The sequence below is a fragment of the Reichenbachiella versicolor genome (assembly GCF_003171675.1).
Taxonomy (GTDB): Bacteria; Bacteroidota; Bacteroidia; order Cytophagales; family Cyclobacteriaceae; genus Reichenbachiella; species Reichenbachiella versicolor.
The window spans coordinates 226,498-239,190 of record NZ_QFZQ01000001.1 but is presented as its reverse complement, the minus strand read 5'-3'; the positions used below and the strand labels follow the sequence as shown (position 1 = coordinate 239,190).

Genomic DNA, 12,693 nt, shown 5'->3' with positions numbered 1-12,693 from the left:
CCGTCATGCTGCATGGAGGTTTTACGATCCACAGATCATAGTTAAGACTACGTTTATATTTAACTAGATTGGATCAGCCGAAATTACAAAATCAAAAACCCTAAGAGAGCACTTTACCTTCAGCAAATCCAAACATTATCTAAAAAGAATACGACTAGAAATAAGTAGTATTTTTTTCAAATCAATACTCTTGGGCCTCCCTGAAGTAAATCTTGAAATTCTGAAGGTCCATCGATCAACTCGTCTTTCAAGTCGTTGAACTCATCCATTGTCTCCTGTGAAAGTAAGTCCATCACTTCATCCATAGCCTGACCACTTACCATGTAAGGAAATTCTCCTAGGGTCATTTTATCTCCTTGACACTGAGCGTAGATCTGACATTCGTTTACTTCGTCAATAGATCTGTTTTTGATCAGACACTGTTTCATATAATCATCAACATTCTCGGATTCAAAAGTCACCTTTGCGCGTTCAACAAAGTTGATCTGAGTAGAGAAATAGTGATTTATATTTTCCATACTCTCTTTTGAAATCTTTGACCTCAGCCCAACCGCACATGGCATACACATAGCATACTCAAATATGGTAGAATAGGCTTTGTAACCGTTATAAGGTTTTATTGCTTTTTCTATCACGTATGGCACGCTTCCGTCCAAAAGCTCTCTTTCACAATGGATACAGTGATCAAAATGATCTCCTGTAAGATCACATTTAAAAATCTTTGGAATATCTACCTGTTGAGGATTTTGATTTTCTGAGTTCATACCGACAAAGCAATTACAGTACCTCGAGTATTCAAAATCTATACGACTACTTTTCTTTGCTCTACTCCTGAATATGCACTTAGTGGCCTTATCAGTTTATTATCTGCATACTGCTCCATTATATGTGCACACCATCCTGTTATTCGACTCATCACGAAAATGGGCGTAAATACATCTATATCGAATCCCATTAAATAATAGGCTGGTCCAGCTGGAAAGTCAAGGTTGGGATAAATCCCTTTGTCTTTGATCATTTTCTGTTCAAGAACTTCGGAAATATCACGCCATTGATGATCACCAATATAATCTGCCATTAGGTTAGCATACTTTTTCATCGTAGGCACTCGAGAGTCTCCATTCTTATATACTCTATGGCCAAAACCCATCACTTTTTTCTTTTCGGCAAATGCATTATCCAACCATCTTTCTGCTTTACTCGCAGAACCAATCTCCATTAACATATGCATCACCTGTTCGTTCGCGCCTCCATGCAAAGGGCCTTTCAATGCTCCAATAGCACCTGTCACTGCACTATACATATCAGATGTCGTACTGGCTATTACTCTAGCAGTAAAGGTTGAAGCATTGAAACTATGTTCGGCATATAGTATTAGAGATACTTCCAAAGCTTTGACTACTTCTTTAGCTGGAATCTCTCCAAAACACATATAGAAGAAGTTTTCAGCCATACTTATGTTCTGCTTTGGGATAATAATATCTTGATTGGCAGCGTGTCGATAGCAACCTGCAATGATGGTTGGAATCTTAGCTAAAAGATTAAGAAATTTATCAATACTTGTTTCTTCAGAATTGTCCCAAAGCCGAGGGTCTTCACACCCCAAAAAACTAACACAAGTACGCAATGTATCCATCGGATGCGCTGCTTCAGGTAAATAGTGAATGCGCTGTAGTTGCTCCACTGATAGCTTTCTCTTTTCACGTTCTTTAGTCTGAAACTCTTCTAATTCTTCCAGCTTGGGAAGCTCTCCATATATAAGTAAATAGGCTACTTCCTCAAAACTGCAGTGTTCGCAAAGCTCTTCTACCGCATAGCCACGATAAGTCAATGAATTGGTCTCTGGCATTACTTTGGATATTGCCGAATAATCGACTGTTACTCCATTAAGACCTTTGTTAATTTTTTCTAGGTTCATGATTGATTGCTTTAAGTCATTTCACAATTCAAAATTGAAAATATCATTATCAAAGGCATTGTACTTTTCATACCCTAAGACTTCATAAAGTCTCTTTCTATCCTGCATTTCAGGCAATAAATTTCCTTGTGTTCCTTCATCCATAATGGTCTTCAATCCGAGTTCCACTGATTTCATCGCCAATCTTTGCATTGAAACTGGATAAATTACAATGTTGAAACCTAGTTCCTGAAGTGTCGATTTTGACAACAGCTTAGACTTACCAAACTCTGTCATATTAGCTAAGAGGGGCAGATCTATCTCTTTTCGAAATCTCTCAAAATCCTTTTCGTCTCTCATGGCTTCTGGAAAAATCATATCAGCCCCTGCATCCGTATAGGCTTTGGCTCGATCAATAGCACTTTCTATCCCTTCGACTGTAGCCGCATCCGTCCTAGCTATCAGGATGAAATTTGGGTCTATTTTAGCATCAGCGGCCGCTTTTATTTTTTTGACCATCTCTTCTACTGATACTATTGCTTTATTATCCAAATGACCACAGCGCTTTGGGTTAACCTGATCTTCTAAGTGACACCCAGAAGCTCCTATTTCTTCTATCTCTCGAATAGTTCGAGCCACGTTCATTGTTTCCCCGAACCCCGTATCAACATCGACAATGGATGGAATAGTGACCCTAGCGCAAATTGGCTTCGAGAATTGAAGTACTTCTGTTAGCGTTGTCAAGCCAATATCTGGTAATCCTAAAGAATTAGAGATTACAGCTCCTGACATATAGACTCCATCAAAACCAGATTGCTCTATCATCATTCCTACTAAAGCATTAAAAGCTCCTGGAAACTGTAATATCTTGCCTGAATCAATTTTACTTCTAAGTTCGACTCGTTTCTGTTTTGAAGTTTTTGCCTGCTGTATCATCCAAATATCCCTTTGACGTTACACTGAATTAAATACTCTTCTGGGACCACTGGATTAATTTGCATCACTTCATCAGAAGTCAATCCCGACAACCTTTCAACTAACTTTAGGAACTTTTCTGATTCCTTGGGTTCCAAAATTGAATCAGTTAAAGTTTTGAATTTACTTATGTACTGGTCTCTCTCGAATGGTCTCGCTCCTGCCGGATGAGCATTAGCTCTCTCGATTTCATCTTCAACTGTCGAACCATCTTTCAGAGTAATAGTGACCTTACCTCCAAAAGCCTTTTTGTTCGGATCTGGATCATGATAGAGTTTAGTCCATCTATCTTTCTCAGTAGTCGATACTTTCCTCCACAGCTCTATAGTATCCGACCTTTTAGCTCTGTCTGGTGAATAACTATCTATATGATGCCATTTACCATCTTGTAATGCCACTGCAAAAATGTACATGATACTATGATCTAATGTTTCTCTGGAGCTTTCTGGATTAAACTTTTGTGGATCATTTGACCCTGTTCCTATCACATAGTGTGTATGATGAGAGGTTTCAATAACAATAGCTGCTATTTGGGACAAGTCCTTTACTCTATGTCTCATCCGAAATGCCAAGTCTATTAATGCCTGAGATTGATATTCAGCACTATGCTCTTTGGTATATGTCTCGAGTATTGCCTTCTTTTCTTCTCCCCTTTCTGGAAGAGGAACCCTATAATCTGATTCTGGGCCATCTAATATCCAAGCTAAAACCGAATCCTCACCTTCATAAATAGGCGAAGGGCTTTTTTCTCCTCTGATAGCTCGATCCACTGCCTCTATAGCTAGTTTGGCACCATGTGCTGGCACATATGCTTTCCAGCTAGAAATATCTCCCTTCCTTGATTGGCGAGTAGATATGCTAACATGCAATGCTTGTTGTATAGCTTGATAGGTTGTACTCTCATTTAACCTTAAAAGTGCACATACGCCTGCTGCCTGTGCTGGACACAAATGTGCTACATGATCGATCTTATGCTTGTGAAGACATATTCCCTTGACTAAACTAACGTGTACCTCATAAGCCGCCACTATAGCTCTCAAAACATCTTCTCCTCCTTTCCTCATCTGCTGAGCAACTGCCAAAATAGCAGGAATACTATCCGCTGGATGAGAATAGTCCGCAGCTAAAAAAGTATCGTGATAGTCCAATTCACGAACAGCTACACAATTGGCCCATGCAGCCCACTCTGCATGTACATTGATCTCATTTGGAAGACCAAATAGAGTTGCCCCTCTTTGTCTAGAATGACCTAAGGCCTGCCCACGAGCATTAATTATTGGCATTCTATTGAGCGAAGCAATACCGACAGAGGCATTATCGATGATTCTATTGATCACCATTTCTTCTACCTTCGGAATAATTGGGACTGGATCACAAACTACTTGAGCTAGCTTATATGCCAGCTGTTCAATTTTAGGCAAATCAAATTTTGATGGATACACCCTTACATGGTGATTAATCATAGTTTAGTCTTGTTGTTCCTATTAAATATAGTGAATTTGAGACACTTAACTATATCATGTAGATATCCAAGCTTTTTGATTGAGTATATTTATTGTAAGTATACTTTCAACAACTAGCTTACTGCGATGAACCAGTCATTCCATACTAAGATTCATATTTCTATTCCTATTGAAAAAGCTTTTCATGCTATAAGAAAGAAAATCTACGAATGGTGGACTGAAGACTTGGAACAAATAGATGAAAGGACATTCAGAGTAAAATTTTCAAATGGATCTTTTTGGACTATTAAGGAAGTCAACTTTCAACCACCAGAACAAATAACTTGGAAAGTAACTGAATCTCACCATATTTTCAGTTCTGATAAAACTGATGAATGGAACAACACGGCTATTAAGTGGTTACTGATTGAGAATTCAAACTCTACAACGATTCAGCTCTCACACATAGGCCTAGCAGAAGAGCTTGATTGCTATCACATATGCTCAAAAGGATGGCAATTCTTTTTAAATAGTTTAAAACAATATCTAGAAACTGGAATAGGAAAGCCTCATCAAATAAGGTCAAAAACTAAACCTTCTCTCAACCACGGAGTATGAGCTAGGAGCAAATTGTATATTTACTAAAAAATAAATTTAAATCATGGCTAAAATAACCCTTAAAGGAAACGAGATTAATACTATTGGAGAATTACCAGAAGTAGGATCTACAGCTCCAGAATTCGAAATGGTCAAAGGAGATCTAAGTAGAGCTAAATTATCCGACTTTTCAGGTAAGCTCGTATTAAACATTTTCCCTAGTGTCGATACTAGTACTTGTGCTACATCTGTTCGTAAATTCAATGAAGTAGCTTCCTCTGTTGAAAACACAACTGTACTGTGTATCTCGAAAGACCTTCCATTTGCTCAAAGTAGATTCTGTGGAGCTGAAGGAATAGAAAACGTAGTCATGCTTTCAGACTATGTTGATGGTACTTTTGGAAAAACTTATGGTCTTAGAATAGTAGATGGCCCACTGGAAGGATTAGATTCAAGATCAATAGTAGTGCTGGATGAAGACAAAAAAGTAATATACACGGAGCAAGTATCTGAAACAGTAGATGAACCTGATTATGACAAAGCTCTAGAATCACTCAAATAAAAGTGTTTTTATAGCATACAGATTTTTCATTGATTAAAATGTTGGGATAAGTATTTCAACATTTTAATCGGATGAAAAAAGAACACTAACTTGATGGTAGAATAGGCTCCTGATTCAGCTTAGGCAGCTATTACAATACTACAAGCTAAAAAGTTGAAGCTTAAATTTAGTCAGTCACAGATTAACCTATCAAACTGTTCTTCTGTGTAAGCAGCGCGCTTAAGTTTCTCACCTTTCTCATTATAATAAACGACGATATTGTATCCAGCCTCACTAAATGCCTTTTCTGCAAAATAGATCGGAACTTTTGCACTACCTAAGTTCAATACATCTGAGTAGACAGGCAGCACAATTACACCATTGACTTGATCATAAACTCCATAACCTGTCTCTGTCCGGTATAAGATAGATGGATGAGCACCTTCTACCTTCTCGAAAGATATAACCTCTTCTAATAAATACCTGTTATTCTTAATATCCAAAATACCCCAAAACCCTCCTTCATTCACTAAGGCTGTAGTATCTGTCCAATACTGTAACTGTTCAAATTCTGGTTCTAGAACTACATTTTTAGCCCTATCCCATATACCATATAAACCATCTTGCCTGACCACTATCAAATCATTTGCATATGGTTTAGGCATTTCATCAAAATCCAAACTAATCAATACAAGACTGTTTAAATCAAAGCACCCAAACTTACCACGATAAATAACTGACACCAACCCATCTTCAGCTGTTCCTACAGCATCGTACTTGGTCCTGAGAATAGGCACTCCCTTTTCATTAACCATCCCATACTTGCCATTTTCATACATAGAAAAGAACTCATCAGTTACATAAGACAGCTTTTTTGCACTAGTTGCAAAGAGTTTAACTCCATCTCTATACAGATACCTCTTGCCATCACGATCAATGACCAGAAAGTGTTTTTCTGAACTTTCTGAATTAGTCAATCCAATTAACTTCTCTCCGTCTTTGAACTCAACAGTTTCCTTATTTGGAAAAATAGCTACTCCTTGTTCATCTCTGAAAACCATTGCTATATTGTGACCAATTAGCTTTAATGAATCTATTGCTAGCAATTCTTCACTATCAATATTTTTTGGCTTGACACTCCATTTGCCAAACCTATTTGTACCTATCCATTCTGCATTTTGCTGGACATCATGAAATCGAGTTGGATTTAATTGGTTGGACTTTGGATCAAAAAGAAGAAAACTAGAATCTTGCTCAAACACCCAAGTTTCATACCGTGTATTTATTCTATTCGTATTTTCTGGAGTAACTATTTCTAAATTTTGATTGATAATCAATTCACTGTCTTCCGTATATGCAATAACATACTCATCAGATAACTGTTCAAATTCCTCAAAAGGCAAATTAGCAATGGGATCAAATTTAGATAGAGAAGATTCGTTCGTCAGATACAAACTATCCCCAATAGTTAGTACCCAAAACACACCAAGTGTATCAATATCATCATATTTCGGAGGCAATATCTCCCCTCCCATATAGTCCAACAATCCCACTCCTTCTTCCGATTCAGCTATAAAATACTTACAACCTGACCATTTCAGATCTTCATACTTTGGTTCTACTAGATCTATCCCTGATACGTGAAAAGCTCCAAATCCTGAATTCATCTCAAAAAGTACAACACCATCTGCACTTTCTTCTATTGATTCATAGTTACCTGAGATTACTTGCTGCCCAGCCCTATTAACAACAATTTTAGCACTATCATTTTCTACTAAAAGTAGATTCTTATCAATTCTCCCACATAAATATTCGGGAGCAACGTTAGTAAAAGTGACTCCATTCAAAGGGTCTGTATTAGCTGTGACAAATCTAAATTTATCCTCATCGAGAACAGGAACAATCGTTTCTTCAGATAGGGCTTCAACTACTTGTATTGAATCACGCCACACCCTATTCGTATACTTCTTTCGAATGCCTTTATTGAGTTTATTCCAACTATATAATACATCTATAGCATTTCTCTTTAGTTCATCACTCTGAGCTATTTCTAAAAAGCTCTCTAACCCTGAAAAATCAACTCGTGCCAAATTAAACTCAAAGACTTTACTCTCAACTTTTAATCTATATGGACTCTTCGGATACTCTTTTATAAACTTCTTCCATTCTTTAAGACCTCCATCACCAACTTTTTCTTGATAGACTAAATCATTAAACCTTTTCTCAGCTTCATTATACTCATTTGAATCTGGATAGGTGTTCATAAAGGTTTGATACGCTTTCCATGTATTCTGTCTAGAAGCTTCTTTAAAAGCTAATCGGTTTCGTAATTCAATAGCCCCAGACAACCATTTACTATCTGCATAATCATATATATACAACTCACAAGCTTCAATACTCTCAGCTTGAACCACCTCTTTATATGCTAACTCATCAATATTGTGCTTTAGTTCAAGAATATCTTCTTTAGATATTTCTGATCGTTCCAGTTCCTTTAAATGATCCTCTGTAGCTTCTGACAAGTAATCAATTGACTTAATAATATATTCATGAGCCATCCCAATATCATAGGCATCATACTCTTGAGAAGTATAAATTCTAGCATACACATAAAATGTGGCTGGATTCAGACTATCTTTTAGTACAGACTTCTCTTGCAACTCAATGAGTTTTTCGTACTCCTGAGATTCAAGCAATTTGATTGCCTGTCTGGATTTTTGGCCAATTACTGCACTCGGTAAGAGTAAAAGAAAGATTATAGAAATTCGCAAATACAATTTTTTGGTCTAATTCAAAGGCGGCTAATTTAGCAAAATGAACGTACAGCAACTAAATAACGAACTAGGCAATATTGACTTATATCTTTTAGATCAAATTTTAAAGGCTAAAATACCAACTGACGCTAAAATCTTAGATGCTGGATGTGGTGAAGGCAGAAATATTTTTTATTTCCTCAACAACGGATACGATATACACGGAGTCGATATCAATGAGGATGCTATTCGAATGTTACATTTTATTCTTGGGACAAAATTCCCCTCTATTCCGAAATCAAACTTCACATTGGGAGACCTAACTAATCTCCAAGTTGACATAAAATTCGACTACATCATTTGCAATGCTGTTCTTCATTTTGCTGAATCTGAAAAGCACTTTTGGGACATGTTCAACCAACTTAACAAGGCTATTTCTGACAATGGACAGCTATTTATTAGAATGACTGGAGTTTTTGGGTTATCAGATATAAACTGGGGAGACAATGGAATTGCGAACTTGGAAGATGGAAGTATTCGATTTCTACTGACTCAACGAATCGTAGATAAAATTCTTATGGACTATAATTTTCAGCTTGTTGAGCCTTTAAAAAGTGTATGGGTGGATGGAATGAGATCGATGACTACACTTATTATTCAAAAAAGCTGATCAGATTGATTATCAGAATTGAGACTGCTTTTGAAGTATTCTCTTAATTTTACCCAATCGACAATTACCTATGATTAGAAAAATCACTCTTTTAATTGTTTTAGTGTTTGGGTTGTGGACAGCTCACGCCCAAAGTTTTATGGGTTGGCAGCTACGTGACCGCTACTTTTCAACCTATGCTGGAACAGGGTTCTCTGGTTACTTTGGTGACTTGACCAATAATCACCCTATGAGCAATGGTTTGTCTAACTTCAACTTTGGTATAGAAGCCAGATTGTTTTATCACCTGTCTGCAAGGGTTCAATACACCTATTACCGAATCGAAGGTTCGGATAGCAATGCCAAAGACTCTACATACAATAGACAACGAAATCTATCTTTCCAATCCAAAAACCATGAATGGTCTATCCAAGGGGTCTATTACTTATTCAAATACGGCGGAAAGTATTATAAACGAAAAACATATGAACCTTATGTGTATTTAGGAGTAGGTCAAACGTTTTACAACCCCAAAGCTAAATACAATGGTACATGGTATGATCTACGCGAAATCGAAACAGAAGGAAATACCTATGGAAAATCAACTATAGTCCTCCCTACTGGTCTGGGAGTAAAAATGACGCTCAATGAATTCATGAATCTTGGAATAGATTTTGGTTATCGATTTACCTTTACTAAGCATCTAGACGATGTAGCTGACAACTATTCTACAAATTATGAAACAGGAACTGTTGAAGGCTTTTTATCAAACCGATCTGATCAAATACCTGTCATCAACCAAGAAGCATTAAGTATAATGTCTCCAGGAGCTTCTCGTGGAAATGGTAAAACAGACGGGTACTTGTTAGTCAATTTCAATATTGAGATTTACTTACCTGGAGACCTATTCCAGAGTAAAAAAGGTCGTAAAGAAAAAATTATAGGTAAATGACACTCAGATTTATACTTTGCATAGTTTTTTGGTTGTCTTTCAGCGCGTCAAATGCTCAGACCCATTATCTCAAGATCGCAAAAGTTAAATATAAAGGTGGTGGTGATTGGTATGCTAATAAAACAGCACTTCCGAACCTTGCAAAATTCTGTAATCAGCAATTAAAAACTCAAATCTCAGAAGATGATGAAATAGTAGAAATTGGTGCTCCTGATTTATTCTTATACCCTTACGTTTATTTAACAGGACATGGCAATGTGGTTTTTTCTATGGACGAAGCAGAAAACCTTAGAAACTATTTAATTGGTGGTGGATTTCTACATATCGATGACAACTACGGTTTGGATCCTTTCATAAGGCTAGAAATGAAAAAGGTTTTCCCTGAATTAGAGTTTATAGAGTTACCCTTTGATCATGATATCTACCATGCCAAATTCAAATTTCCTAAAGGGCTTCCAAAGGTTCATGAGCATGATGGAAAGCCTGCTCAAGGGTTTGGATTGATATACGAAGGACGTTTGGTATGTTTCTACTCATATGAAAGTGACCTCGGCAATGGTTGGGAGGATCAAATCATCCATGACAATTCCGAGGGCACCAGATTGAAAGCTCTACAAATGGGAGCCAATATTATCTCTTACGCTTTTGCTAGCTATTGAAATTTATCCCTATTGACAACTCATTGGATTGACCAACTGACAGTACCACTATACTGTCTTTCGTATTCAGTGCGTTTGGGGGACATGAAACCGGTTCTATTGCTATCTCTTTTCTAGATGGAGGAGTATAGATCTGACAGTATTTGTATTGTCCTTCACCGATGGTCTGCCAAAGACTAAATTCCAATCCTCTTCTAGCATCCTTCAATCGGACATTGAATTTATCATTTGATTCACTCACCTTAAAGCAATCATCAAGTGCTAACTCCCCAATTAAGGAAGCATTTTCAAAACCGTGAACTGGCTTTAGAGGATTGTTTACCAAAGAACTTACACGTTCTGCAGCTCCCATGTGCAATTCCACTTCGTTAAGGTTTTCAAATTTAAAATATGGATGCCAACCATCTCCTATTGGCATGTCTATTGACCCCGTATTGTCGATAACAGTTTTAATCTCAACACCTGATACATTTAAAGTATATATGATTGATACGGTATAAGAAAATGGAAAGCCTTGAGCAGTTCCCAAATACCCATGTTTCAGCTCTAGCAATGCTTTTTCGTCACTTTCTACTACTTTCTGCTCCTCAAATTTGACATTATGTAAAAGGCCATGTAATTGATTTCGATTTCCAAATTCATTAACTGAAAACTGATAATCCTGACCATTAAACTGAAACTGTCCATCTACTGTTCTATTTGGGATGGGCGACAACTTAGATCCTGCGAACTTAGTATGATGTAATAATCGAATGTCATCTTCTGATCTATAACCAGATAAAACAGAAACAGTATTACCATCACTATTGGTGATTCCTAAATCATTAATTCCGGCTCCGAAATCTGAAAGCACTTCTAAAAAACGCCCGTTTGACGTGTCTACCAACCTATGTGCATTGAATCTACCATAGGCTACTTTTTCTACTTTAAACATGTGGGATTGTGAGTCTTATACACTAAAAGCACACATCATTCATTGGCTTTTCGGCTCGTTTATCTCCAAGCTTAATTGCCTTCTTGAATGTTTGGCATGCTTCATCGTTGTTTTGAAATTTCATGTAAGCTAATCCAAGATTATAATATACTCCTGCGTCAGGTCCTACATTGTCCAAATATTTTTTATAGAACTCAATTGCATACTGATAGTTTCCAATAAATTGATACGAATTCCCTGCTAGAATAAAATTTTTAGTCAATGAGTTATCATAAAATACGGATTTCTTAAAGTCTTTGATAGCTTCAATCGGTTCTCCCAGCTTAAGCTTCACTACTCCACGATTCATCAGATCCTTAGCGTTATCAGGTCTAATATTTAATGCGGAATCAAAATAAAATAATGCACTTTGAAATTCTCCTTTCTGTGTAAAATCATTCGCCTTTTCTGAATATGCAGTTGCATTATTTCCCTCTCCGTACAAGCGTGAATCTATTTCTGTCCGCTCTTGTTTAGTAACTAATACCTTGAGGCTTTTTAATGCTGGTTTATGAGAGGGATTAATAGCTATAGCTTTTCTTAAATCAAGCTCAGCCCAAGCTTCAAACCCCGAGTCAAGTTCAAATTGGGCTCTATTCACATAATAGTTAGCATCGTTGTCATTAAACTCTATGGCTTTATTATAGTCAAGGAGAGCTGGCGTTCTGAACCCTAATTTACTATAACATTTAGCTCGATGATCGTACATATCAGCTAGTAGCTCATTCAAACTTATAACTCTTGCATTCTCGATTTCATAACCTTTATATTGAATCCCTCTAAATACCAATTCTTCAAACTCGAAGACCTTAGTTGAATTAATCAAATAGGTTAAATCATTTATTGATTGCTTATAGTTACCTCTACGAAAATATATTAAGGCTCTTTTGTACTGAGCAATCACATAATGTGGATTGATCCTTAAAGCCGCATTGTAATCTTCGAGAGCTAAAAGATCATCATTCAAAAACTCTTTAGTCTGCCCCATACCGAATAGATAACTACAATTAGTATCATCTAACGCATTCGCTTTAGCATAAAACGCCAATGCTTTAGAGTATTCTCCCAATAAAACAGCCTGATTTCCTTGTTGATATAATTTTTCAGCTGGCTGCGATAATGCGATATTCGCAGTTAAAAAAAACAACAAGAACGATATTTGAGCACACTTAGGCATTGGTACAGATTCCAAGATAAATTGACTCGCTGGTGAAAGTTTCGTTTGACAAAAATAAACGTTACTTAATGATACATA

General features: G+C 36.9%; 12 protein-coding genes. 5 read left to right on the top strand and 7 right to left on the bottom strand.

Annotated elements, in window-relative coordinates; all coding sequences use genetic code 11:
• Positions 1–176 precede the first annotated feature (176 nt).
• From DKG80_RS01075 to DKG80_RS01060, 4 genes are read right to left on the bottom strand one after another with little or no spacing between them, the layout of a single operon-like run.
• Entirely contained in the window at positions 177–764 is a 588-nt protein-coding gene (locus DKG80_RS01075; RefSeq protein WP_109829433.1) for a hypothetical protein, read from the bottom strand.
• Between the two features lie 38 nt (positions 765–802).
• Positions 803–1,918: a bifunctional 2-methylcitrate synthase/citrate synthase gene (locus DKG80_RS01070; protein WP_109829432.1), complete on the bottom strand. Its 1,116-nt coding sequence runs from the start codon at positions 1,916–1,918 to the stop codon at positions 803–805.
• Between the two features lie 21 nt (positions 1,919–1,939).
• On the bottom strand, positions 1,940–2,833 hold the full coding sequence (gene prpB / locus DKG80_RS01065) for a methylisocitrate lyase (RefSeq protein WP_109829431.1): 894 nt from the start codon (positions 2,831–2,833) through the stop codon (positions 1,940–1,942).
• Entirely contained in the window at positions 2,830–4,335 is a 1,506-nt protein-coding gene (locus DKG80_RS01060) for an MmgE/PrpD family protein (protein ID WP_109829430.1), read from the bottom strand. Before DKG80_RS01060 ends, prpB begins: the two co-directional genes overlap by 4 nt.
• A gap of 126 nt (positions 4,336–4,461) precedes the next feature.
• On the opposite strand from DKG80_RS01060, the gene DKG80_RS01055 reads away from it, so the two are divergent.
• A complete protein-coding gene (locus DKG80_RS01055; RefSeq protein ID WP_109829429.1) occupies positions 4,462–4,932 on the top strand; it encodes an SRPBCC family protein in 471 nt (156 codons plus the stop codon).
• A 43-nt stretch (positions 4,933–4,975) separates the two neighbouring features.
• On the top strand, positions 4,976–5,473 hold the full coding sequence (gene tpx, locus DKG80_RS01050; RefSeq protein ID WP_109829428.1) for a thiol peroxidase: 498 nt from the start codon (positions 4,976–4,978) through the stop codon (positions 5,471–5,473).
• A 170-nt stretch (positions 5,474–5,643) separates the two neighbouring features.
• Here the strand turns inward: tpx and DKG80_RS01045 are convergent, their stop codons facing one another.
• Positions 5,644–8,223, bottom strand: coding sequence for a WG repeat-containing protein (locus tag DKG80_RS01045; protein WP_109829427.1), 2,580 nt, complete (start codon positions 8,221–8,223; stop codon positions 5,644–5,646).
• 43 nt (positions 8,224–8,266) lie between these two features.
• Here DKG80_RS01045 and DKG80_RS01040 point away from each other — a divergent pair, with 43 nt between their 5' ends.
• From DKG80_RS01040 to DKG80_RS01030, 3 genes are all read left to right on the top strand, one after another.
• Positions 8,267–8,875 (top strand): class I SAM-dependent methyltransferase, encoded by a 609-nt coding sequence (locus DKG80_RS01040; RefSeq protein WP_109829426.1) that lies wholly within the window; start codon positions 8,267–8,269, stop codon positions 8,873–8,875.
• Between the two features lie 70 nt (positions 8,876–8,945).
• Positions 8,946–9,806 carry a DUF6089 family protein gene (locus tag DKG80_RS01035; RefSeq protein ID WP_109829425.1) on the top strand — a complete coding sequence of 287 codons (861 nt, stop codon included), beginning with the start codon at positions 8,946–8,948 and terminating at the stop codon, positions 9,804–9,806.
• Positions 9,803–10,465, top strand: coding sequence for a DUF4159 domain-containing protein (locus DKG80_RS01030; RefSeq protein ID WP_109829424.1), 663 nt, complete (start codon positions 9,803–9,805; stop codon positions 10,463–10,465). The genes DKG80_RS01035 and DKG80_RS01030 overlap by 4 nt, the downstream gene beginning before the upstream one ends.
• Here DKG80_RS01030 and DKG80_RS01025 read toward each other — a convergent pair.
• Both DKG80_RS01025 and DKG80_RS01020 read right to left on the bottom strand, forming a co-directional pair.
• Positions 10,455–11,399, bottom strand: coding sequence for an aldose 1-epimerase (locus DKG80_RS01025; protein ID WP_109829423.1), 945 nt, complete (start codon positions 11,397–11,399; stop codon positions 10,455–10,457). The two genes, DKG80_RS01030 and DKG80_RS01025, sit on opposite strands and share 11 nt — an antisense overlap.
• 22 nt (positions 11,400–11,421) lie before the next feature.
• Positions 11,422–12,588 carry a tetratricopeptide repeat protein gene (locus DKG80_RS01020; protein WP_221409028.1) on the bottom strand — a complete coding sequence of 389 codons (1,167 nt, stop codon included), beginning with the start codon at positions 12,586–12,588 and terminating at the stop codon, positions 11,422–11,424.
• Positions 12,589–12,693: the final 105 nt, after the last annotated feature.

Coding starts and splice junctions, on each gene's coding strand:
- DKG80_RS01055 (WP_109829429.1), top strand. CDS start 4,462: ATGAACCAGTCATTCCATACTAAGATTCATATTTCTATTCCTATTGAA.
- DKG80_RS01070 (WP_109829432.1), bottom strand. CDS start 1,918: ATGAACCTAGAAAAAATTAACAAAGGTCTTAATGGAGTAACAGTCGAT.
- DKG80_RS01040 (WP_109829426.1), top strand. CDS start 8,267: ATGAACGTACAGCAACTAAATAACGAACTAGGCAATATTGACTTATAT.
- prpB (WP_109829431.1), bottom strand. CDS start 2,833: ATGATACAGCAGGCAAAAACTTCAAAACAGAAACGAGTCGAACTTAGA.
- DKG80_RS01025 (WP_109829423.1), bottom strand. CDS start 11,399: ATGTTTAAAGTAGAAAAAGTAGCCTATGGTAGATTCAATGCACATAGG.
- DKG80_RS01060 (WP_109829430.1), bottom strand. CDS start 4,335: ATGATTAATCACCATGTAAGGGTGTATCCATCAAAATTTGATTTGCCT.
- DKG80_RS01030 (WP_109829424.1), top strand. CDS start 9,803: ATGACACTCAGATTTATACTTTGCATAGTTTTTTGGTTGTCTTTCAGC.
- tpx (WP_109829428.1), top strand. CDS start 4,976: ATGGCTAAAATAACCCTTAAAGGAAACGAGATTAATACTATTGGAGAA.
- DKG80_RS01075 (WP_109829433.1), bottom strand. CDS start 764: ATGAACTCAGAAAATCAAAATCCTCAACAGGTAGATATTCCAAAGATT.
- DKG80_RS01035 (WP_109829425.1), top strand. CDS start 8,946: ATGATTAGAAAAATCACTCTTTTAATTGTTTTAGTGTTTGGGTTGTGG.